Raw genomic sequence first — 22506 nt, 5'->3', positions numbered from 1 at the left:
AAGCATTATTTAGATTTGCTTTGTGTTTGACTGAATTCGACTACATCTTTGTAGAAAGCACGTTCAAACTGGGTGATTGGTGCTTCCACTGGTTTGTCTGGATCTTGTTCTTCAGGGAAGTAATCACGGACAAATTGCACAAACAGAGAGTTTGGTTTTCCCGCTTTATCTAATCCGTATCCCGCCATGTTGTAACTGCCGTATAGAGAACCACTTTTGGCGATAATGTTGCCTTGAATCGGTGCTTTTCTCATGCTTTGACGGTATTTGAGCGTTCCATCAGTGCCAGATGTAGGCATAGCCTCAATCAGGCTGAGCTGTTGATCGTTTTCCCAGATATAACGAAGCACTTGAGCCATGGTCTGTGACCTCATTCGGTTATTTCTGGATAACCCTGAACCATCGACGAGCTGCGCTTTACTGAGGTCAATATTAGCCTTGGTCAGCAGTATCTGTTTTATTGCTTCAGTGCCGTTATTGAAGCTGCCCGGTTGAACATAAAATGTTGCTCCTAGCGTTTTAGTTAGATTATCTGCGATAAGGTTATCTGACTTCTTGAGCATGATATCGAGCAGTTCAGGAAGCTTTTCTGAGTTGTGACTAGCGACTAACGTGGTTTTGTCTGCTTGCGCTTTTTTACCAATAATCACATCACCTTTTACTTCTATTTTCAGTTCTTTGAGAAGCGATGCAACAACTTGATAGGTGTAAAGTTCTGGATTTTGAATGGCGAACTTAAGTGGCAGTGGCTTTTTGCGCTCAACCAAGCAACCAGAGAGCTTGTAAGCGTTATCTGGTGTGGTGATGAGTTCCAAGTCGCATTGTGTCGCCTTCTGCCCAGAGCGAGTTACCGTGGCAGCGGTGGTCGTCACGTCTATCGGATAGTGAGCGGGAATATAAACGCGAGTGTTGCCATTACCTTTTGTATAAATAGAGGCTTGTGCGCAGTTGCTGTCTAAGGTCATTGCACTAGAAGGCGCGCTGTAACAAACCCCTAGAATGTCCCAAGGCCACCCCACCGCTCGCTGATAGCCGGTATAAGCTGTGTTATCCAGATATAAATTGCCCTTGATGGTTCTGGATTGAGACTTAGCGTATTGAGTTAACAGGCTTTTTAGCTGCTCACGTTGCAGTGTTGGGTCGCCGCTAAATGAAATGATTGAATCATTGCCAGAACGAAGAATGCTAGTCGTGTAATGAAAGTCATCTCCCAACTCTAGCTTGGCCGCTAAAGCCGTCACCAGTTTTAACGTGCTGGCTGGTGGATAAAAGTCATCGCTATTGGTATTAAGCTCGCTTGAACCACTGCTTAACGATTTGATGATCAAACTCGTACTACTACCATCGGGCAGTGTATCTAGCGGGGCGTATGCGTTAACAGATAAAGCGCTAATGGAAAAACTACATAGCAGTAGTGGGGATAGAAGGCGCATAGAAGATTGTCTTGGATGGCTGATGTTTTCAGTATACAGATATAAAAAACGCCCGCTAGAGAGCGGGCGTTTTGATTCTCAATTAACTAATTAATCAATTAGGTAATCAGAATTAGAAGTCGTAACGTAGACCTAGAGCGATTTCGTCTTCAGCGTCTGCAGAGCTTGCTTTGCCGTTAGACACTAGGTTTGTTGTACCGATCGTATCATTTTCACTGATTAGGTTGAAGTTGTACGAGATGTACGTACGGAAGTTCGGCTTGAAGTAGTACGTTGCATCGATTGCAATGTTGTCAGCTGAAGTTTCACCGTCAGTTTCTGCATTGTTGTACGTTAGTGTAAATGCAGTCTTATCTAGCGTGTAAGCAGTTGCGAATTCGTAACCAGTGTAATCTACAGATCTGTTGCTGTATTCAGCGCCGTTTGCTGTCGTCGCTTGTTTTTCACCATCAGTGAATAGACCTGCGAAGTAGAAGTGGCTCATGCGGTAAGATGCAGAAAGCATGTATTCATTAGATTGATCTTGGTCTGCGTAACCAGCACCTAGCTTAACGCCAGAATCACCGATTGCGTAGATAGCAGATAGAGAGTAGCCATCTTTACCGTTGTCGTTGAACTCACCGCTAGTTTCAGAACGGTCAGCGAAGCGGTAGCTTGCTTTTAAGCCTAGGTCTTGGAATTGACCTTTGTAAGAAAGCATGTTGTCTGAACGGTCAGCTACTGCGATTTTGTCTGCCGCTGAGTTACCGTGGTAAGACATGATATCGGTAAAGTCAGTGATAACGCCTAGCGCACCGTCGTTTTTACCGTATGTAACTTCACCGAATGTACCGCCGATACCAGCGTATGTGTAACGGTTAGTGATGTCGCCGTCGTTGTTATCAGTAGAGCCGCCGTTTTCAGCAGTTGTGAATTCGCCTTCGTAGAAACCAACACCGTATAGGCCGTCTTGGATTTCAACTTTACCTAGGAAGTTAAGACGTACACGTGTTTTGTCTTCAGCTTTGCCATCTTTCATCGATAGACGAGCTTCCGCACGACCACCGATCTCTAGAGAAGTGCCGTTTGAGCTGTATACAGAAGTGCCGGCAATATCACCAGCTTGTTTACCGTCGGCTGCCACTGCGTTAGTAGCAAGAGCTGCAGCAGATACAGCAAGCGCGATCATAGTCTTGTTCATGTTATTATTTCCTAATTACTGTCCATAGAAGTTTTATTAAGGATTTGAACCCTTTTGTGTATTGCCTGTATTAATCAGGCTTCATAATCATGATTAGAACAGAAGTCTGAAAATGCCAGTGCAATCCATGGGTTACTTTTTACCTCTAAAGTTCCATGGTCAGTTAGTAAAATGATATAAAACTAAAAAATGAACACTGTTTTATTATATCTTTTTTGTTTAAGTGGTTGTTTTTGAGTGTATTTTATAAAAGTGTGATCTGTGTTTATTTTGTTTGTTTTTTGTTTTTTTAGGTATTTAGCTCTCCACTTATTGATGGGTAGGTTATTATTCATTTTTGTGATGTCTGTGATTTAGACCTAGATAAAGCTTTTATAACGCAAAGTGGAATAAAGGTGATTTAGCCATAAAGTTTGTTTACACTAAGCCAAATCGTTTTGTTTCTATCACCCAATAAATACGTTGGGTGTATTTATGTTGGCCAAAGAAAGCTTTGGCATAGAGGTAAAAAATGGAAAAGGTTCCAATGACAGTACGTGGCGCTCAGCAGCTACGTGACGAATTAGATCGCCTACTTAAGCTACGCCCTGTTATCTCAGCAGCTATTGGTGAAGCACGTGAACTAGGTGACCTGAAAGAGAATGCTGAATACCACGCCGCTCGTGAAGAGCAGGGTATTTGTGAAGCTCAGATCCGTGATATTGAATATAAGCTATCACTGGCTCAGATCATCGATGTAACGCAAATGGATAATACGGGCAAGATTATCTTTGGTACGACAGTGACACTGATTGATGTGGATACCGATGATGAGTTCCGCTACCAAATCGTTTCAGAAGACGAAGCAGACATCAAAACGGGTCGCATTTCTGTGAAATCGCCAATTGCTCGCGGTCTTATCGGTAAAATGGAAGGCGACGAAGTCATGATCTCTACCCCTGGTGGTGACAAAGACTTCGAAATCGACAAAGTAGAATATATCTAATTGAATTTTCTTTGTTTCTGATAAGTAAAAAGGTCGCTAAATGCGACCTTTTTCGTTTCTCACGCTACACTAAAAGATAAGCGCTGTGGCTTCCTATTAGTGAAGTTAGCTTATATCAAACTCGCTTATTTACGTGGAATCTCGATTTTACGTGCTTCTGACTGGCGGAACAGTACTAGAACTTTACCGATAGTCTGTACTTTCTCAGCTTTAGTTTCACGTACAATTGCATCGATAATCAGTTGCTTAGTCTCACGGTCTTCTGATGCAACTTTAATCTTGATCAGTTCGTGGTGGTCTAGAGCTAATTCGATTTCCGCTAGAACAGCTTCAGTAAGTCCATTTGCGCCCATTAGCACAACAGGTTTTAAACTGTGAGCTAGGCCCTTTAGATGCTGCTTTTGTTTGGTACTTAGGTTCATTACGCGGCCAATTTTCTTTACTATTAGGGTTGAAAAAACCTATTTTAACGCCATCTAAAGCTGAAGACTATAATTTATTCAGCAATTAGTACTTTCCTCCAATTTAGGTATCCAATGAGCAAACAGAAACACTCGGCCAGTTCAGGCCGTTGGTTGAAGGAACACTTCGACGACAAGTACGCAAATGAAGCAAGAAAGAAAGGCTATCGTTCACGTGCTTATTTCAAAATGGAAGAGATTCAAACGAAAGATAAATTGCTGTCTCCTGGGATGACCATTGTGGATTTGGGTGCAGCACCTGGCGGTTGGTCTCAATATGCTGCTAAGATTGTTGGAGACAACGGACAAATCATTGCGTGTGACTTGTTACCAATGGATCCGATTGCTGGTGTTAGCTTTTTACAAGGCGATTTCCGCGAAGAAGCTGTGCTAGATGCCTTGTTGGAACGTATACAACCAAACATGGTTGATGTCGTGATGTCAGATATGGCACCTAATATAGCAGGCAACAATTCTGTGGATCAGCCAAGAGCTATGTATTTAGTTGAATTAGCTTTGGATATGTGTCGACAAGTTCTAGCTACCAATGGTAGTTTTGTTGTAAAAGTATTCCAAGGCGAAGGGTTTGACCAATACGTTAAGGACGTCCGCGAGATGTTTAAAACAGTAAAAGTTAGAAAACCCGACTCTTCTCGAGCTCGATCTCGTGAAGTGTTTATCGTAGCCACTGGTTACAAAGGTTAACGATTCTCTTCCAAGAGTGAGAGTTAACAACATGGCTACAGGTTACAAACTGTAGTACCCTACCTTTAATTACAATTAGTTATCGAGAGGCTTACACCTTGAGTGACATGGCAAAAAATTTAATTCTGTGGCTTGTTATCGCGGTAGTGTTGATGTCGGTATTCCAGAGCTTCGGCCCTGGGGAAAGTAACGGCAGAGCAGTAGATTACACCACGTTTGTACAGGAAGTTGGCCAAGGCCAGATTCAAGACGCACAGTTCAATAACAGCGAAATCACTTTCACACGTCGTGGTGGTGGTTCTAAGTATGTAACTTACATGCCTGTTTATGATCAAAAGCTACTTGATGACTTAATTAATCAAAACGTAAAAGTTCAGGGTACACCACCTGAAGAGCAGAGCCTGCTTGGCACTATCTTCATCTCATGGTTCCCAATGATCTTACTGATTGGTGTATGGATTTTCTTCATGCGTCAAATGCAAGGCGGCGGCGGCGGTAAAGGCGCGATGTCTTTCGGTAAGAGTAAAGCTCGAATGATGAGCGAAGAACAAATCAAAACCATGTTTGCTGATGTTGCTGGTTGTGACGAAGCAAAAGAAGACGTGAAAGAGCTTGTGGACTACCTTCGTGACCCAAGCCGCTTCCAAAAGCTAGGTGGTAAGATCCCGACAGGTATCCTGTTGGTTGGTCCTCCTGGTACGGGTAAAACATTGCTTGCAAAAGCGATTGCCGGTGAAGCGAAAGTACCGTTCTTTACTATCTCTGGTTCTGACTTCGTTGAAATGTTTGTTGGTGTTGGTGCATCTCGTGTGCGTGACATGTTCGAACAAGCGAAGAAAGCGGCACCTTGTATCATCTTTATCGATGAAATTGATGCTGTAGGTCGTCAACGTGGCGCTGGTGTTGGTGGTGGTCACGATGAACGTGAACAAACACTGAACCAAATGTTGGTTGAGATGGATGGTTTCGAAGGTAACGAAGGTATTATCGTTATCGCTGCGACTAACCGTCCAGACGTACTAGACCCTGCATTACTTCGTCCTGGTCGTTTTGACCGTCAAGTTGTGGTTGGTCTACCGGATGTACGTGGTCGTGAACAGATTCTTAAAGTACACATGCGTAAAGTGCCACTATCAGGTGATGTTGAACCGTCGCTGATCGCTCGTGGTACTCCAGGTTTCTCTGGTGCAGACCTTGCAAACCTTGTGAACGAAGCGGCGCTATTTGCAGCTCGTGGTAACAAGCGCAATGTCTCTATGGTTGAGTTTGAACTGGCTAAAGATAAAATCATGATGGGTGCTGAGCGCCGTTCAATGGTGATGTCTGAGGAAGTGAAAGAGTCAACGGCTTACCACGAAGCCGGTCACGCAATTGTTGGTCGTTTGGTACCAGAACACGATCCTGTGTACAAAGTATCAATCATTCCACGTGGTCGTGCGCTTGGTGTAACCATGTACTTGCCAGAGCAAGATCGTGTGAGCATGTCTCGCCAACATCTAGAGTCTATGATTTCTAGCCTGTACGGTGGTCGTCTTGCTGAAGAACTTATTTACGGTAAAGACAAAGTGTCAACTGGTGCGTCTAACGATATCGAACGTGCAACTGATATTGCTCGTAAGATGGTTACGCAGTGGGGCTTCTCTGAGAAATTGGGTCCTCTTCTTTACGCAGAAGAAGAAGGTGAAGTTTTCCTAGGTCGCGGCATGAGCCAAGCTAAGCACGTTTCTGATGACACGACTAAGCTTATCGATGCAGAGATTCGTATCCTTATCGACCGTAACTACGATAGAGCTAAGAAGATTCTTGAAGATAACATGGATATCATGCATTCGATGAAAGACGCTCTAATGAAGTTCGAAACGATCGATGCAGGTCAAATTGATGACTTGATGGAGCGTAAGCAAGAGATTCGTGATCCAGCTGGTTGGGGTGATCAGGTAAAAGCTGAACCTACAAAGGAAGAAGCAAAACCTGAAGCTAAGGCAGAAGAAGCTAAAGCGGAACCAAAAGCTGAAGAGTCGAAAGTTGAAGAAGTTAAATCTGAAACAGATGATGCTCAAAACAAAGATTCTTAATTGCTAAGCTTTAAATTAAAACCCTGAGTACGCTCAGGGTTTTTCTGTTTCTAGCCCTAGATGTTTTTACCTTTAAGACCCACCTTCCATGATATTAAAAGCACATAATAAAACGCTCGTTTTAGACCGCCCACATGTGATGGGTATCCTCAATGTTACGCCTGACTCTTTCTCTGATGGCGGAAAATTCAATTCATTAGATAATGCTTTACTGCAAGCAGAGCGAATGATTCAAGCTGGTGTTAGCATTATTGACATTGGTGGTGAATCAACTCGCCCGGGAGCGCCTGACGTTCCTTTAGAAGAGGAGCTTGCTCGTGTCATTCCTGCTATTAAAGCCATTCGTGCCAGGTTTGATGTGTGGATCTCGATAGATACCAGTAAAGCGGAAGTGATGCGCCAAGCTGTTGAAGCGGGCGCTGATTTGATCAATGATGTGCGCGCTTTGCAAGAGCCTGGAGCATTACAAGTCGCCGCTGATGCTAATGTTCCGATTTGTCTGATGCACATGAAAGGTCAGCCGAGAACCATGCAAGCTAACCCAAGTTATGATGATGTTCTTCAGGATGTAGAAGCATTCTTGCAAGAAAGGGTAGAAGCGTGTGAGGCGGTGGGTATTTCAAAAGATCAGCTGATCCTTGACCCTGGCTTTGGCTTTGGGAAAACCATCGAACACAATTATCACCTACTAGCGCATCTTGAAAAGTTTCATTCGTTAGGCTTACCTGTTTTAGCGGGGATGTCGAGAAAATCGATGATCTTTAAATTGCTAGACAAGGTTCCGGCCGACTGCATGGTCGCAAGCGTCACTTGCGCGACGATTGCCGCGATGAAAGGCGCACAAATTATTCGCGTTCATGATGTCGAGGAGACACTGGAAGCGATGAAAATAATCGAAGTGATGAACAACAATCACTAAATATAATTAAGGAAAATCACTATGTCTGATAAAAGACGTTATTTCGGCACAGATGGTGTGCGTGGCAAAGTAGGCCAGTACCCGATCACACCTGATTTTGTTCTGAAGCTTGGCTGGGCTGCGGGTCGTGTTCTTGCGAAGCAAGGCACAAAGAAAGTCATCATTGGTAAAGATACTCGTATCTCTGGTTACATGCTTGAGTCAGCGCTAGAAGCTGGCCTTGCTGCTGCTGGTCTTCAGGCTACGTTTACTGGCCCAATGCCAACACCTGCTGTGGCTTACCTAACTCAAACCTTCCGCGCTGAAGCCGGTATTGTTATCTCTGCATCACACAACCCATACTACGATAACGGTATCAAGTTCTTCTCTTCTGAGGGAACAAAACTGCCGGACGATATCGAGTTGGCAATTGAAGCAGAGTTGGATAAAGACATCGAATGTGTTGATTCTTCTGAGCTTGGTAAAGCGGTTCGTCTAAATGATGCTGCAGGTCGTTACATTGAATTCTGTAAAAGTACGTTCCCACATAAAATGACATTAGCTGGCATGAAGATCGTTATCGATTGTGCACATGGTGCGACTTACCACATTGCGCCTGCTGTATTTAAAGAACTGGGTGCTGAGGTCGTTGCGATTGGTGTTGAGCCAAACGGTACTAACATCAACCACGAAGTCGGTGCGACGGATGTACGTGCTCTGCAAGCAAAAGTGCTTGAAGAAAAAGCGGCATTAGGTCTTGGCTTTGATGGTGATGGTGACCGTATCATCATGGTTGACGAGCTAGGCAACAAAGTTGATGGCGACCAAATCGCTTACATTATTGCTCGTGATGCACTGCGTCGCGGTGAGTTGAAAGGCGGCGTTGTTGGTACACTAATGACCAACCTGGGTATGGAAAACGGCCTTAAGCAGTTAGGTATTCCGTTTGTACGTGCTGCTGTTGGTGACCGTTACGTAATGGAACAGCTTCTTGCTAAAGGCTGGAAGATCGGCGCTGAAAACTCGGGGCACGTTATCCTACTAGATAAAGTGACGACGGGTGATGCTATCGTTGCTGCTCTGCAAGTTTTGGCTTCAGTTGTTGATAGCGAAATGACACTGAATGAGTTGTCTCAGGGCATGACGTTGTACCCTCAAGTTCTAGAAAACGTTCGTTTCAGCGGAGATTCAAACCCACTAGAAGCCGAAGCGGTAAAAGCAGCGGTTGTTGAAGTAGAAGCAGAGCTTGGCGAGAAAGGCCGTGTACTATTACGCAAGTCTGGTACCGAGCCACTACTGCGTGTCATGGTTGAAGGCGAAGATGCAGAGCTTGTTCAAGCGTCTGCGCTTAAGATTGCAGATGCAGTAAAAGCAAACTGCTAATTTAACCTTTTACTTAGCTGGCGCAGCGAATAGCGCTTGTGATTAGAAGTGGTTGACTTATATCACGGTCAAAAGATATAACGGTCAAAAGAGACATAAATGAGTTTTGTGTCGCTTTTGACCTTTTTTTGACCATTCACTTGGTAAAGGCTTATTTTTTAGCAAATTCTCCTTGTCAGCCATCGTCGCATTCGCTAGTATTGCTCGGCCTTCAGTTAGGAGGTCGCTAGCCTTGTTCTTAAAAATAGTTTTTTGAACGGCGCTGGCTCAACAATTAGGAACATAGGTGGAAAAATGTTTACAGTTCTACTTGTGATTTACCTGTTGGCAGCGCTTGGTGTAATTGGCCTAGTGTTGATTCAACAAGGTAAAGGCGCAGATATGGGAGCCTCTTTCGGTGCTGGCGCTTCAAACACTGTGTTTGGTGCTGGTGGCTCAGGAAATTTCCTTACCCGAATGACTGCAATTTTTGCAACTACATTTTTTATCCTTAGCTTAGTGCTTGGTAATATGTCTACACATAAAACTGAGTCACAATGGATTGACCCGACCCAAGGTCAGGTGATTCAACGAGCTGATGATGCAGTGAGTGAAGTTCCGGCGCAAGGCGACGAAATTCCACAATAATCTGTAAAGATTTGATGCCGAGATGGTGAAATTGGTAGACACGCTAGCATGAGGTGCTAGTGCCTTAGGGTGTGAGGGTTCGAGTCCCTCTCTCGGCACCATGTTTACAAACTTGTAAAACATCTTGTTGGGCGTATAATGCTCGCAAGTCGGACGCGGGATGGAGCAGTTTGGTAGCTCGTCGGGCTCATAACCCGAAGGTCGTCGGTTCAAATCCGGCTCCCGCAACCAATTTCAATGCTATTATATAGCTTGTATTGGTAGCAAGTTTGCACAGTGTGAACCTCACTGTGAGTTAGGTGCGATATCGAATGTGATGGCACTTAACATATAAGGGTCCAGCAACAAAAACCCCGGCTTATACGGGGTTTTTTGTTATCTAAGCATTTGTAAATGTATTTAGATAATGTTTGCTTGGAATTTAAATTGGGCTTTGAGCCCTTTTTTTGTTTCTGGAGTGGTTAAATGACTGGTTTAGAAAGACAACTTACTGAAATGCTTGACGCTCCAGTAGCAGCATCAGGTTATGAGTTAGTTGGATTAGAATTTATTCGTGCTGGTGAGCACTCAACGCTACGTATTTACATCGATTCACCAAACGGTATCAATGTAGATGATTGCGCTGAAGTTAGTCACCAAGTAAGTGCCGTAATGGACGTTGAAGATCCAATTTCAGTGGCTTATAACCTTGAAGTGTCTTCACCAGGTTTAGAGAGACCACTGTTCAAAGCAGAGCATTACCAACAATTTATTGGTCACGAGGTAAGCATCGTTTTGAAAATGGCTGTCGGCAACCGTCGTAAATGGAAAGGTGATATCCAATCTATCGAAGGCGAGACAGTGAAAGTATTGGTTGAAGGACAAGAAGAAGAATTCGTCCTGAGCAATATTGCGAAAGCTAACCTGATCCCTAAATTTTAGTTCTCCTAGAGAGAAGAGCTTAAGAGGCTAGATTAATGAACAAAGAAATTTTGGCGGTAGTAGAAGCTGTTTCAAATGAGAAAGCAGTTCCTCGTGAGCGTATTTTTGAAGCGCTTGAAATCGCGCTTGCAACGGCAACAAAAAAGAAAAGCGAACTAGAAATTGAAGTTCGTGTTGAAATTGACCGTAAAACGGGTGATTTCGAAACTTTCCGTCGTTGGGAAGCTGTTGAGGAAGTTGAATTCCCAACAAAAGAAATCTCTATTGAAGCTGCAAAGTACGATGACCCAGAGATCGAACTTGGCGGTTTCATTGAAGATGATATCGAATCAGTAACGTTTGACCGTATTACGACTCAAACGGCTAAGCAAGTTATCGTACAGAAAGTACGTGAAGCTGAACGCGCTCAAATCGTTGAGCAGTTCATCGATAACGAAGGCGAGCTAGTAACTGGCGCAGTTAAGAAAGTTAACCGTGACACTATTATTCTAGACCTAGGTAACAACGCTGAAGCGGTAATCCTTCGTGATGACCAACTTCCTCGTGAAAACTTCCGTCCAGGTGACCGTGTTCGTGGTCTTCTTTACGCAGTTAAACCAGAAGCTCGTGGTTTCCAGCTTTTCGTTACTCGTTCGAAGCCAGAAATGCTAGCTGAACTATTCCGTGTTGAAGTGCCTGAGATTGGTGAAGAGCTAATTGAACTTAAAGGTGCTGCACGTGACGCTGGTTCTCGTGCTAAAATCGCTGTGAAAACAAACGACAAACGTATTGACCCAGTTGGTGCGTGTGTTGGTATGCGTGGCGCACGTGTACAAGCTGTTTCTAACGATCTTGGTGGTGAGCGTATTGATATCGTTCTTTGGGATGATAACCCGGCTCAATTCGTAATCAACGCAATGGCTCCTGCTGATGTTGCTTCAATCATCGTTGATGAAGACGCACACTCTATGGATATCGCTGTTGAAGCGGATAACCTAGCACAAGCGATTGGCCGTAGCGGTCAAAACGTACGTCTAGCGTCTCAACTTACTGGTTGGGAACTGAACGTAATGACTGTTGCTGATCTTGAGAAGAAGCACCAAGAAGAAGCAGTTGCTTCTATTGAAAACTTCATGAAGCACCTAGACATTGAAGAAGACTTTGCTCAAATGCTTGTTGAAGAAGGCTTCTCTACGCTTGAAGAAGTAGCATACGTTCCTGTGAACGAGCTTCTTGAAGTAGACGGTCTAGACGAAGGTATCGTTGAAGAACTACGTAACCGCGCAAAAGACGCACTGACTACTCTAGCGCTAGCGAAAGAAGAAACTTTCGACGGTGTTGAGCCTGCTGAAGACTTACTTGCACTTGAAGGTCTTGAGCGTGAAATGGCTTACAAGCTAGCAGCAAAAGGCGTTGCGACACTGGAAGACCTAGCTGACCAAGGCGTTGATGAACTAGAAGGCATCGAAGACCTAACTGCAGAGCGTGCAGGCGAGCTAATTATGGCTGCGCGTAACATCTGTTGGTTCGGCGACGAAGAATAATTCAGCAAGGAGAGAAAGCGGTATGACACAATTAACAGTTAAAGCACTGAGTGAAGAGATTGGTACGCCAGTTGACCGCTTAATTGAACAACTTGCTGATGCAGGCATGAAGAAAGCAGGGTCGGATCAAGTGACTGATTCAGAGAAGCAAACATTGCTAACGCACCTTAAAAAGGAGCACGGCGATACTTCAGGCGAAACAGAACCGACTCGTTTAACTCTTCAACGCAAGACCCGCAGCACGCTAAGTGTTGCCGCTGGAGGCGGTAAGAGTAAGGATGTTCAAGTAGAGGTACGTAAAAAGCGTACTTACGTGAAGCGCAGCACTATTGAAGATGAAGCGAAACGTGAAGCTGAGGAAGTAGCTAATCGTGAAGCGGAAGAGAAAGCACAACGCGATGCTGAAGAGCAAGCGAAACGTGATGCTGCAGAGAAAGCACAGCGCGAAGCCGAAGAAAAAGTAACACGTGAAGCGGATGCAAAACGTGAAGCTGAAGAGAAGGCTCAACGCGCACAAGCTGAAAAGGCTAAAAAAGACATGAATTCAAAAAATGCAGACGCTAACGCACAAGCGAAAAAAGAAGCGGATGAACTTAAAGCTCGTCAAGAGCTAGAAGCAACTCGTAAAGCAGAAGCTGAAGCAGCTAAGCTTGTTGAAGAAGCTCGTAAGTTAGCAGAAGAGAACCAAGAACGTTGGTCTGAAGAAGAGAAGAAGAAGAAAGAGCAAGAGAAATCTGCGGATTACCATGTGACTACTTCTACTTACGCTCGTGAAGCTGAAGATGCGGCAGATAAGAAAGATGAGAAAGCACCTCGTCGTCGCAAGAAGAAAGCAGCTCCTGCTAACCAACCTGCAAACAACCGTGGTGGTCGTAACCAGCGTGGTCGTGGCGGTAAAGGTAAGCTTGCTAAACCAACTTCAATGCAGCAAGGCTTCGATAAGTCAGCAACTGTTGCTAAATCTGACGTTGCTATCGGCGAAACTATCGTTGTTTCTGAACTGGCTAGCAAAATGTCAGTTAAAGCAACTGAAGTTATCAAAGTAATGATGAAGATGGGCGCTATGGCGACTATCAACCAAGTGATCGACCAAGAAACAGCACAACTTGTTGCTGAAGAAATGGGTCACAAGGTAATCCTACGTAAAGAAAACGAACTTGAAGAAGCAGTACTAGCTGACCGTGATAGCGATGCTATCGCTGAAGGTCGTGCTCCTGTTGTTACTATCATGGGTCACGTTGACCACGGTAAAACTTCAACACTTGATTACATTCGTAAAGCACACGTTGCTTCTGGCGAAGCTGGCGGTATCACGCAGCACATTGGTGCTTACCACGTAGATACTGACAACGGTATGATCACTTTCCTTGATACTCCTGGACACGCGGCGTTTACCGCTATGCGTGCTCGTGGTGCTCAAGCGACAGATATCGTTGTACTTGTAGTTGCAGCAGACGATGGCGTAATGCCACAAACAATCGAAGCAATCCAGCACGCGAAAGCGGCAGGCGTTCCTCTGATTGTTGCTGTGAACAAGATCGATAAAGAGGGTGCAAACCCAGACAACGTTAAGAATGAGCTAGCTCAATACGACGTTATCCCTGAAGAATGGGGTGGTGAGAACATCTTCGTTCACATCTCTGCTAAACAGGGTACAAACATCGATGGTCTTCTAGAAGCTATCCTTCTTCAGTCTGAAGTTCTTGAACTTACAGCGGTTAAAGAAGGCATGGCGTCTGGTGTTGTTGTTGAATCTCGTCTTGATAAAGGTCGTGGTCCAGTTGCAACAGTACTAGTACAGTCTGGTACTCTAAACAAAGGCGATATCGTTCTTTGTGGTCAAGAGTACGGCCGTGTTCGTGCAATGCGTGATGAAAACGGTAAAGACATCGAAACTGCAGGTCCATCTATTCCTGTAGAAATTCTAGGTCTTTCTGGTGTTCCTTCGTCAGGCGATGAAGCGACTGTTGTACGTGATGAGCGTAAAGCACGTGAAGTTGCGAACTACCGTCAAGGTAAATTCCGTGATGTTAAACTAGCTCGCCAACAAAAAGCGAAACTAGAGAACATGTTCGCGAACATGACGGCTGGCGAAGTTGCTGAGCTTAACGTGGTACTTAAAGCTGACGTTCAAGGTTCTGTAGAAGCGATTGCTGACTCTCTACTGAAACTGTCAACTGACGAAGTGAAAGTGAACATCGTAGGTTCTGGTGTTGGTGGTATTACTGAAACTGATGCAACGCTTGCTGCAGCTTCTAACGCTATCATCCTTGGTTTCAACGTTCGTGCTGACGCAACTGCGCGTAACACGGTTCAGAACGAAAACCTAGATCTACGTTACTACTCAATCATTTACCAACTAATTGACGAAGTTAAACAGGCGATGGGCGGTATGCTTGCTCCTGAATTCCGTCAAGAGATCATTGGTCTTGCACAAGTTCGTGACGTATTTAAGTCGCCTAAACTTGGTGCAATCGCTGGTTGTATCGTGACTGAAGGTACGATTAAGCGTAGCAACCCAATCCGTGTACTTCGTGAAAACGTTGTTATCTACGAAGGTGAACTAGAGTCACTTCGTCGCTTTAAAGATGACGTTCAAGAAGTTAAGAACGGTTACGAGTGTGGTGTCGGCGTTAAGAACTACAACGACGTTCGCGTTGGTGACCAGATCGAAGTATTCGAAATCGTTGAGGTTAAACGTACTCTAGACTAATCAGTCTGTACGACTCGACATATTGACTAAGGTTACTAACATTACTAGTAAAGGTAATAAGTAATCGGTTGTTGAATACACCATGGGGGGCTGGTTATTACCAAGCCCCCCATCTTTCTAAGTGAGAAAAGAAAATGTCAAAAGAATTTAGCCGCACACAACGTGTGTCTCAGCAGCTTCAAAAAGAGCTTGCGCTTATCCTACAACGTGAAGTTCGTGACTCACGTATTGGTATGGTAACTATCTCAGACGTAGAAGTGTCTCGTGACCTTGCTTACGCAAAAGTGTTCGTGACTTTCCTATGTGTTGGTGAGCAAACACCGGAATCATGCCTTAAAGCTCTTAAAGAGCATGAAGTGCCAGTTCGTATGGCTCTTGGTAAGCGTATTCGCCACCGTCTAACGCCTGAAGTTCGTTTTACTTACGACAACACACTAGTAGAAGGCATGCGTATGTCTAACCTAGTAAGTGAAGTTCTGAACGATGATAAGCGTAAGCAAGAAGAAGCTGGCCGCACTGACGAAGCTCAGTCTAAGGGCGAAGAGTAATGGCTCGCCGTCGTAAAGGTCGCCCTATCAACGGGGTAATTCTATTAGATAAGCCGACTGGCATTTCGTCTAATGATGCACTGCAAAAAGTAAAGCGTATTTACTTTGCAGAGAAGGCAGGGCACACCGGTGCTCTGGATCCTCTTGCGACTGGCATGCTGCCAATTTGTCTTGGTGAAGCAACGAAGTTCTCTCAGTTTCTTCTAGATTCTGATAAGCGCTACGTTGTTATCGCTAAGCTTGGTGAGCGTACCAATACCTCTGACTCTGATGGTGAAGTGGTAGAGACACGTGATGTTAACGTGACTCAAGAACAGCTTGAACGTTGCATTGCGAGCTTCAAGGGTGAAACCGATCAGATACCATCAATGTTTTCGGCATTGAAGTATCAAGGTAAGCCTTTGTACGAATACGCACGTGCAGGTATCGAGGTTCCTCGTGAGTCTCGTAAGATCACTGTGTACTCTATTGAACTGCTTCGCTTTGAAGGTGATGAAGTTGAAATGGAAGTGCATTGTTCGAAAGGCACATACATCCGCACAATTACCGACGACCTTGGTGAAATGCTAGGTTGTGGTGCTCACGTGACCATGCTTCGTCGTACAGGTGTCGCAAAGTACCCATACGAGCGTATGGTGACTTTGGAGCAGTTAAACGAGATCCTAGAGCAAGCACAGGCGCAAGAAATTGCACCGAAAGAGCTGCTTGATCCACTGCTGATGCCAATGGACACTGCCGTTGAAGACTTACCAGAAGTAAACCTGAACGCGGAACTGACTGACCTAGTTCAGCACGGTATGCCAGTTCAGGTTGCTGGTGCGCCAACTGAAGGCACGGTTCGTATGACAAGTGGCGAAGAGAAGCTGTTTGTCGGCGTAGCTCAGATTGCTGAAGATGGCCGAGTTGCACCGAAGCGTTTGGTTGTTTTCAGAGATGAAGAGCCACAAGCTTAGCGCTTATATCGAGTCAGATCTTAGCGGTTTGCCTTGAAATGCGAGCAAATAAGATAGAAAGCGAACGCCTAATTTAGGTGGTTCGCTTTTTTCGTTTTTAATGGGTTCGATTGTTATTGCACCAACTGACAAACTTCCCTATAATCCTCGGCTCGCGTAGCGGCTGAATCAGAGATTGGCTGCTACAAATATAAACTTACTCTTATCAGGAGAGAATTATGTCTCTGAATGCAGAAACTAAAGCAGCAATCGTTGCAGAATACGCACAATCTGAAGGCGACACAGGTTCACCAGAAGTACAAGTAGCACTACTTACTGCTTCTATCAACCACCTACAAGGTCACTTCAAAGCGCACAAACACGATCACCACAGCCGTCGTGGTCTACTACGTATGGTTTCTAGCCGTCGTAAGCTTCTTGATTACTTGAAAGGCAAAAACCTTGCTCGTTACCAAGACCTAATCAAGCGTCTAGGCCTACGTCGCTAATAGCGATGTCTGCAAAGACAGTTTGAAGAAAAGGAGCATTTATGCTCCTTTTTTTGTGCCTGTAAGAAAATGCTAGGCTGGATGCTCAGAATATCATCTGGCTTTTTCTGATAGGAAATATATCTCCTAATAAAAATAGTTTATACTACGCCCGCCTATAGCGTTTTCAGCGTTTGGCAATCAACCTCTCAAGAGATTACAGTCACAGATGTCGGCCAATAGGTCGCGACTATTCAAAGGCGGATTTGGTCTTAATTCGGCGTATGAACACATACAAAGAGTCACCATCCTAAGTCCCTTTTCACTAGTCGCGATTGGTAATGTCTTGAGTCATTATTCACTTAATCTAAAGTCTGACTTTAGAGCTAAGGATATACAATGTTTGAAAAACCAGTTGTAAAATCGTTCCAGTACGGTAACCACACCGTTACTCTAGAAACGGGCGTAATTGCACGTCAAGCTACTGCTGCTGTAATGGCGACTATGGACGATACTTCAGTATTCGTTTCTGTTGTTGCTAAGAAAGAAGCAGTTGCAGGTCAAGACTTCTTCCCACTAACAGTAAACTACCAAGAGCGTACATACGCTGCGGGTAAAATCCCTGGTGGTTTCTTCAAGCGTGAAGGTCGTCCATCTGAAGGCGAAACACTAACAGCTCGTCTGATTGACCGTCCAATTCGTCCACTTTTCCCAAGTGCGTTTAAAAACGAAGTTCAAGTTATCGCTACGGTTGTTTCTATCAACCCTGACGTAAACCCAGACATGATCACTATGATCGCAACATCTGCTGCGCTTGCTATCTCTGGTGTTCCATTCAATGGTCCTATCGGTGCTGCACGTGTTGGTCACATCGACGGCGAACTTGTTCTTAACCCATCAAATACTGAGCTTGAAAACTCTAAACTAGACCTAGTTGTGTCTGGTACAGAAGGCGCAGTACTTATGGTTGAATCTGAAGCAGATAACCTATCTGAAGAAGAAATGCTTTCAGCTGTTGTTTACGGTCACGACCAACAACAAGTTGTAATCAAAGCAATCAACGAGTTTGCTGCTGAAGTTGCAACTCCATCTTGGAACTGGGAAGCACCAGCAGTTAACACTGAGCTTAAAGCTCAAGTTGCTGAACTTGCTGAAACTCGTCTATCTGACGCGTACCAGATCACTGAGAAAATGGCTCGTTATGAGCAAGTTGGCGCAATCAAGAACGACGTTGTTGAAGCTCTAATTGCACAAGACGAAAACCTAGATGAGCGCGAAATCCGCGGCATGCTTGGTTCTCTAGAGAAAAACGTAGTACGTAGCCGCATCATCGCTGGCAACCCACGTATCGATGGCCGTGAAAAAGACATGGTTCGTGCGCTAGACGTACGTACTGGTGTTCTTCCACGTACACACGGTTCTTCTCTATTCACTCGTGGTGAAACTCAAGCACTTGTTACTGCAACGCTTGGCACACAACGTGATGCTCAAATCATCGACAGCCTGATGGGTGAGAAGAAAGACAACTTCCTTCTACACTACAACTTCCCTCCATACTGTGTAGGTGAAACTGGTTTCGTTGGTTCTCCTAAGCGTCGTGAAATTGGTCACGGTAAGCTTGCTAAACGTGGTATCCAAGCAGTAATGCCTTCTGTTGAAGAATTCCCATACACAGTTCGTGTTGTATCGGAAATCACAGAATCTAACGGTTCTTCTTCAATGGCTTCTGTATGTGGTACATCTCTAGCTCTTATGGATGCTGGTGTTCCAATCAAAGCTTCTGTTGCGGGTATCGCAATGGGTCTTGTTAAAGAAGGCGACGATTTCGTTGTTCTTTCTGACATCCTTGGCGACGAAGATCACCTAGGTGACATGGACTTTAAAGTAGCAGGTACTAACGCTGGTATCACTGCACTTCAAATGGACATCAAGATCGAAGGTATCACTAAAGAGATCATGCAAATTGCACTTAACCAAGCGCAAGGTGCACGTAAGCACATCCTTTCTGTAATGGATGAAGCTATCTCTGGTGCTCGTGAAGATATCTCTGAATTCGCTCCACGTATCCACACAATGAAAATCAGCTCTGATAAGATCAAAGATGTTATCGGTAAAGGCGGCGCAGTTATCCGTGCTCTTTGTGAAGAAACTGGTACTACAATCGAAATCGAAGACGATGGCACAATCAAGATTGCTGCTACTGAAGGCGCAGCTGCTAAAGAAGCTATCCGTCGTATCGAAGAGATCACAGCTGAAGTTGAAGTTGGCCGCATTTACCAAGGTAAAGTTGCTCGTCTAGCTGACTTCGGTGCATTCGTTACTATCCTTCCAGGTAAAGATGGTCTAGTACACATCTCTCAAATCGCTGACAAGCGCGTTGAGAAAGTGTCTGACTACCTAACTGAAGGTCAAGAAGTTCCTGTTAAGGTTCTTGAAATTGACCGTCAAGGCCGTGTACGTCTAAGCATGAAAGAAGCAGTTGAAACGCCAGCTGAAGGCGAAGCACCTGCTGCTGAGTAATTCTCAGTGTGTCGATGGTGATATCGCTTTTTAGTGATTTCTAACCTATCGTCAACAAAGCATGTTATAAAGGGGAGCATATCGCTCCCCTTTTTTATTGCGGTCATAACAGGAGTAATTATTTGTGAAATGGTTTCAAACCGCGAGTATGTGTTTACTGCTTGTACTAACAGGTTGTGCGACAACATCAGATAACACCTCAAGTTGGGTTTATCCACCGATGGCTGTGCCACTGCAACCAAGCGTTCAGCAAGAAGTTCAAATTGCACGTCTTAGTCAGTTATTACAGCGCCCAGATTTGAACGATGAAGTTCGAGCTAAGATGCTGTTTGAACGTGGTAACTACTACGACAGTGTTGGCCTGCGTGATCTCGCGCGTCTCGACTTCAACCAATCTCTTTCATTGAACCCTGCTCAACCTGATATCTTCAATCTTTTGGGTGTTTACTTTACGCAGGTAGGGGAGTTTGATGCGGCTTATGAATCTTTTGATTCTACGTTAGAGCTTGATCCTGCAAACTCTTACGCAGAAAGGAACCGCTCTATCGCGCTTTACTATGGCGAGCGTTACGACTTAGCCAATGAAGAGATGATGAAGCACTATGCCGACGATCCTAGCGATCCGTTTCGCGCTCTGTGGTTGTACATCATTCAGCATGATCTGACGCCAGAGCAGGCTAAGCTTGATTTGCAAAAACGTTACGAGAGCCGTGATGAGCAGTGGGGTTGGGTATTAGTCGCGATTATGCTTGATGACATTACTGAAGAGCAGGCTTTCAAGGCGATCTTAACCGGTACTCGTGACAACACGTTACTTGCGCAGCGTCTAACAGAGACGTACTTCTACCTTGCTAAGCGTTACCATATGAATGGTGATTACGCGAATGCTATCTCTTTGTACAAGTTAGCGGTTTCTTTTAACGTGTATGAATACGTAGAACACCGTTACTCTTTCTTAGAGTTAAGCCGTATCTTCACCACGCTTAAAGCTGAGCACTTAGCACAAGTTAAGTTAGCTGAGGCCGAAGAAGAAGCTAACGCTAAGTAAGCAACACATTTTGATTCCGAAAAGCCGCTGCCTGTCAGCGGTTTTTTTATGCTCCTTTTTTATGATCTTCATCTCGTTTTGATTGCTTTTTATTTAAACAACACTAAAATAGTTAGTCTTGCTAACTAAATGCCATTCTTTGATTAGGTGAGTATGCTGAACCAGAATTTAGAAAAGATTGAGCGCTTCGCCTCTAAGATATGGCGCACTCAGGTAAATGAAGATCCTATTTGCCAATTGAGCTTCAATGAATATGACTATTTGAAGGTCATTCAAGCCTCTCCTGAACCGATCCGATTGACAGATCTGGCGATTGAAATGCAAGTAACCAAGCCTTCAGCAACTACTATGGTTCAAAGGTTAGAGAGAAAAGGTCTCGTTGAGCGTAAAGCTTCGCTCGAAGATGCGAGGTCTAAGTTGGTCGTACTGACCAGCAAAGCGGAAGTCGGCTTGGAAGAAGAAAGTAAGATCTATCAGGTCATGGCACAGATACTGGAAAGCCGTTTGTCTGAGCAAGAATCTCAGCAGTTAAACCTATTATTAAATAAAGCTTTAAAGTAAATAATTTAGATATTTAGTTAGCCTTGTTAACTAATTTTTCGAGTCATATCTTGTTGATATGCGACTCACAAATGAAAGTAGAGTAAGAAATGAGTAACTCAATTAGTCGTCAATTTTGGCGATACACAATCCCTACCGTGGCGGCCATGTTGGTTAATGGCCTGTACCAAGTGGTGGATGGCATCTTCATTGGCCGCTATGTGGGGGCTGATGGACTTGCAGGTATCAATGTTGCGTGGCCTGTGATTGGTTCGATTCTTGGTATTGGTATGTTGGTGGGTGTGGGCACAGGTGCGCTTGTCTCGATTCGCCAAGGTGAAAAAGATACTCAAGGCGCTAAGCAGATCTTAGCAACGGGCTTAACCTTGTTGTTAGCGATAACGCCTATTGTCTCTGCATTGCTGTTCTTGTTTGCTGATAACTTCTTGCTTTGGCAGGGCGCTGAAGGGCGAGTGTATGAACTTGGTCTGCAGTACTTACACATTCTGATTGGTGCTAGTGTCTTCACGCTAGGTTCGATCGCGATGCCGTTTCTACTGCGTAACGATGACAGTCCGAACTTAGCGACGATACTGATGATCGTTGGTGCGGTGATTAATATCGTGCTCGATTACCTGTTTATCGCTCTCTATGGCTGGGAGTTGATGGGTGCAGCATTAGCAACAGCGATTGCCCAGTTTGTAGTAACGGCTCTCGGCTTGGCTTACTTCTTCTCGCGTCGAGCAAACCTACGTTTACGTTGGAATGAGTTGAGATTGAAGCTGGATGTGATTCCACAAATCTTCGCCATTGGTACATCAAGCTTCTTTATGTACGCTTATGGTTCGATGATGGTGGCGCTTCACAATGCGTTGTTCTCTCAATATGGCGACCAGTTGATGATTGGTGCGTACGCGATTTTGGGCTATATCGTGACGGTTTATTATCTCACGGCTGAAGGTATCGCCAACGGCATGCAACCTTTGGTGAGCTACAACCATGGTGCGCGTAACCAAGCGAACATCCGTAAGTTACTTAAGATAGCGATGATGAGTTCAGTATTGATTGGTGTGGCGTTCGTGCTGCTTCTCAATGCGTTCCCACGTGAGTTTGTATCAGTATTTAACTCAGACGAACCTCAGTTGGTTGAGTACACCGTGTTGGGTATTCGCCTTCACATGTTTGCACTGGCGCTGGATGGCTTCTTGGTAGTCGCAGCTGCTTACTATCAAGCGGTGAACAAGGGCAGCAAGGCGATGTTTGTGACTATAGGTAATATGCTTATCCAACTACCGTTCTTGTACATTATGCCTAAGTTGTATGGTGTGCCGGGGATCTGGATTGCGTACCCACTGTCTAACATCGCACTAAGTGTGGTGGTGATGGTAATGCTCTACAAAGACTTAAAGAAGCTCGATGCCTCACCGATGGAAACAGCGACGGCATAGGCCGTGTTTCTTAAGTCGCATTAAAAAGGTCTAGCGAACGCTAGACCTTTTTTGTATCTGTTGCTGGTTAGTCCAATG

Annotated in this window: 19 protein-coding genes and 2 tRNA genes; 18 read left to right on the top strand and 3 right to left on the bottom strand. The window is 44.7% G+C overall.

Annotation, left to right across the window (positions count from 1 at the left end; all coding sequences use genetic code 11):
- Window positions 1-5: 5 nt before the first annotated feature.
- Both dacB and AB4583_RS09205 read right to left on the bottom strand, forming a co-directional pair.
- Complete coding sequence (gene dacB / locus AB4583_RS09210; protein WP_029235489.1) at window positions 6-1433, bottom strand: serine-type D-Ala-D-Ala carboxypeptidase; 1428 nt, start codon at window positions 1431-1433, stop codon at window positions 6-8.
- 112 nt (window positions 1434-1545) lie between these two features.
- On the bottom strand, window positions 1546-2613 hold the full coding sequence (locus AB4583_RS09205) for a porin (RefSeq protein WP_017068904.1): 1068 nt from the start codon (window positions 2611-2613) through the stop codon (window positions 1546-1548).
- A 511-nt stretch (window positions 2614-3124) separates the two neighbouring features.
- On the opposite strand from AB4583_RS09205, the gene greA reads away from it, so the two are divergent.
- Window positions 3125-3598: a transcription elongation factor GreA gene (gene greA / locus AB4583_RS09200; RefSeq protein ID WP_017059397.1), complete on the top strand. Its 474-nt coding sequence runs from the start codon at window positions 3125-3127 to the stop codon at window positions 3596-3598.
- Window positions 3599-3723: 125 nt separating this feature from the next.
- Here the strand turns inward: greA and yhbY are convergent, their stop codons facing one another.
- On the bottom strand, window positions 3724-4020 hold the full coding sequence (gene yhbY, locus AB4583_RS09195; protein WP_004738252.1) for a ribosome assembly RNA-binding protein YhbY: 297 nt from the start codon (window positions 4018-4020) through the stop codon (window positions 3724-3726).
- A gap of 114 nt (window positions 4021-4134) precedes the next feature.
- Here yhbY and rlmE point away from each other — a divergent pair, with 114 nt between their 5' ends.
- From rlmE to AB4583_RS09110, 17 genes are all read left to right on the top strand, one after another.
- Window positions 4135-4764, top strand: a complete 630-nt coding sequence (rlmE, locus tag AB4583_RS09190) for a 23S rRNA (uridine(2552)-2'-O)-methyltransferase RlmE (protein ID WP_017059396.1) — start codon at window positions 4135-4137, stop codon at window positions 4762-4764.
- 107 nt (window positions 4765-4871) lie between these two features.
- Window positions 4872-6839 carry an ATP-dependent zinc metalloprotease FtsH gene (gene ftsH / locus AB4583_RS09185; RefSeq protein WP_372117096.1) on the top strand — a complete coding sequence of 656 codons (1968 nt, stop codon included), beginning with the start codon at window positions 4872-4874 and terminating at the stop codon, window positions 6837-6839.
- Window positions 6840-6927: 88 nt separating this feature from the next.
- Window positions 6928-7758: a dihydropteroate synthase gene (gene folP, locus AB4583_RS09180; RefSeq protein WP_372117094.1), complete on the top strand. Its 831-nt coding sequence runs from the start codon at window positions 6928-6930 to the stop codon at window positions 7756-7758.
- Window positions 7759-7779: 21 nt separating this feature from the next.
- Window positions 7780-9120, top strand: coding sequence for a phosphoglucosamine mutase (gene glmM / locus AB4583_RS09175; protein WP_017059393.1), 1341 nt, complete (start codon window positions 7780-7782; stop codon window positions 9118-9120).
- A gap of 294 nt (window positions 9121-9414) precedes the next feature.
- Window positions 9415-9747: a preprotein translocase subunit SecG gene (gene secG / locus AB4583_RS09170; RefSeq protein ID WP_372117092.1), complete on the top strand. Its 333-nt coding sequence runs from the start codon at window positions 9415-9417 to the stop codon at window positions 9745-9747.
- 16 nt (window positions 9748-9763) lie between these two features.
- A tRNA-Leu gene (locus tag AB4583_RS09165) sits at window positions 9764-9848 on the top strand.
- A 53-nt stretch (window positions 9849-9901) separates the two neighbouring features.
- Window positions 9902-9978: transfer RNA gene (locus AB4583_RS09160), tRNA-Met, on the top strand.
- 234 nt (window positions 9979-10212) lie between these two features.
- A complete protein-coding gene (rimP, locus tag AB4583_RS09155; RefSeq protein ID WP_004738265.1) occupies window positions 10213-10668 on the top strand; it encodes a ribosome maturation factor RimP in 456 nt (151 codons plus the stop codon).
- 35 nt (window positions 10669-10703) lie between these two features.
- Window positions 10704-12191: a transcription termination factor NusA gene (gene nusA, locus AB4583_RS09150; protein WP_017059230.1), complete on the top strand. Its 1488-nt coding sequence runs from the start codon at window positions 10704-10706 to the stop codon at window positions 12189-12191.
- 22 nt (window positions 12192-12213) lie between these two features.
- On the top strand, window positions 12214-14904 hold the full coding sequence (gene infB / locus AB4583_RS09145; protein WP_017059231.1) for a translation initiation factor IF-2: 2691 nt from the start codon (window positions 12214-12216) through the stop codon (window positions 14902-14904).
- A gap of 134 nt (window positions 14905-15038) precedes the next feature.
- The gene (gene rbfA / locus AB4583_RS09140) at window positions 15039-15452 is read left to right on the top strand and encodes a 30S ribosome-binding factor RbfA (RefSeq protein WP_017059232.1); all 414 of its coding nucleotides are present in this window, start codon (window positions 15039-15041) and stop codon (window positions 15450-15452) included.
- Window positions 15452-16405: a tRNA pseudouridine(55) synthase TruB gene (truB, locus tag AB4583_RS09135; protein WP_017059233.1), complete on the top strand. Its 954-nt coding sequence runs from the start codon at window positions 15452-15454 to the stop codon at window positions 16403-16405. Before rbfA ends, truB begins: the two co-directional genes overlap by 1 nt.
- A 218-nt stretch (window positions 16406-16623) precedes the next feature.
- Window positions 16624-16893: a 30S ribosomal protein S15 gene (gene rpsO / locus AB4583_RS09130; protein WP_010436144.1), complete on the top strand. Its 270-nt coding sequence runs from the start codon at window positions 16624-16626 to the stop codon at window positions 16891-16893.
- Window positions 16894-17271: 378 nt separating this feature from the next.
- On the top strand, window positions 17272-19392 hold the full coding sequence (gene pnp / locus AB4583_RS09125; RefSeq protein ID WP_372050851.1) for a polyribonucleotide nucleotidyltransferase: 2121 nt from the start codon (window positions 17272-17274) through the stop codon (window positions 19390-19392).
- Between the two features lie 124 nt (window positions 19393-19516).
- Window positions 19517-20440, top strand: a complete 924-nt coding sequence (nlpI, locus tag AB4583_RS09120; protein ID WP_136981642.1) for a lipoprotein NlpI — start codon at window positions 19517-19519, stop codon at window positions 20438-20440.
- A gap of 153 nt (window positions 20441-20593) precedes the next feature.
- Entirely contained in the window at window positions 20594-21001 is a 408-nt protein-coding gene (locus AB4583_RS09115; protein WP_017056675.1) for a MarR family winged helix-turn-helix transcriptional regulator, read from the top strand.
- 89 nt (window positions 21002-21090) lie between these two features.
- Window positions 21091-22428 carry an MATE family efflux transporter gene (locus AB4583_RS09110; RefSeq protein WP_017065966.1) on the top strand — a complete coding sequence of 446 codons (1338 nt, stop codon included), beginning with the start codon at window positions 21091-21093 and terminating at the stop codon, window positions 22426-22428.
- Window positions 22429-22506: the final 78 nt, after the last annotated feature.

Source organism: Vibrio sp. 10N.222.49.C12, from assembly GCF_041475025.1.
In the GTDB taxonomy this organism is placed as follows: domain Bacteria; phylum Pseudomonadota; class Gammaproteobacteria; order Enterobacterales; family Vibrionaceae; genus Vibrio; species Vibrio crassostreae_C.
This window is presented reverse-complemented; position numbering and strand designations above follow the sequence as displayed.

Bases quoted from the DNA above. Each gene is read 5' to 3' on its own strand.
- glmM (WP_017059393.1), top strand. From the start codon at position 7,780: ATGTCTGATAAAAGACGTTATTTCGGCACAGATGGTGTGCGTGGCAAA.
- rpsO (WP_010436144.1), top strand. From the start codon at position 16,624: ATGTCTCTGAATGCAGAAACTAAAGCAGCAATCGTTGCAGAATACGCA.
- pnp (WP_372050851.1), top strand. From the start codon at position 17,272: ATGTTTGAAAAACCAGTTGTAAAATCGTTCCAGTACGGTAACCACACC.
- rimP (WP_004738265.1), top strand. From the start codon at position 10,213: ATGACTGGTTTAGAAAGACAACTTACTGAAATGCTTGACGCTCCAGTA.
- folP (WP_372117094.1), top strand. From the start codon at position 6,928: ATGATATTAAAAGCACATAATAAAACGCTCGTTTTAGACCGCCCACAT.
- nusA (WP_017059230.1), top strand. From the start codon at position 10,704: ATGAACAAAGAAATTTTGGCGGTAGTAGAAGCTGTTTCAAATGAGAAA.
- ftsH (WP_372117096.1), top strand. From the start codon at position 4,872: ATGGCAAAAAATTTAATTCTGTGGCTTGTTATCGCGGTAGTGTTGATG.
- greA (WP_017059397.1), top strand. From the start codon at position 3,125: ATGGAAAAGGTTCCAATGACAGTACGTGGCGCTCAGCAGCTACGTGAC.
- dacB (WP_029235489.1), bottom strand. From the start codon at position 1,433: ATGCGCCTTCTATCCCCACTACTGCTATGTAGTTTTTCCATTAGCGCT.
- AB4583_RS09110 (WP_017065966.1), top strand. From the start codon at position 21,091: ATGAGTAACTCAATTAGTCGTCAATTTTGGCGATACACAATCCCTACC.
- yhbY (WP_004738252.1), bottom strand. From the start codon at position 4,020: ATGAACCTAAGTACCAAACAAAAGCAGCATCTAAAGGGCCTAGCTCAC.
- AB4583_RS09205 (WP_017068904.1), bottom strand. From the start codon at position 2,613: ATGAACAAGACTATGATCGCGCTTGCTGTATCTGCTGCAGCTCTTGCT.
- rbfA (WP_017059232.1), top strand. From the start codon at position 15,039: ATGTCAAAAGAATTTAGCCGCACACAACGTGTGTCTCAGCAGCTTCAA.
- AB4583_RS09115 (WP_017056675.1), top strand. From the start codon at position 20,594: ATGCTGAACCAGAATTTAGAAAAGATTGAGCGCTTCGCCTCTAAGATA.
- truB (WP_017059233.1), top strand. From the start codon at position 15,452: ATGGCTCGCCGTCGTAAAGGTCGCCCTATCAACGGGGTAATTCTATTA.
- infB (WP_017059231.1), top strand. From the start codon at position 12,214: ATGACACAATTAACAGTTAAAGCACTGAGTGAAGAGATTGGTACGCCA.
- rlmE (WP_017059396.1), top strand. From the start codon at position 4,135: ATGAGCAAACAGAAACACTCGGCCAGTTCAGGCCGTTGGTTGAAGGAA.
- secG (WP_372117092.1), top strand. From the start codon at position 9,415: ATGTTTACAGTTCTACTTGTGATTTACCTGTTGGCAGCGCTTGGTGTA.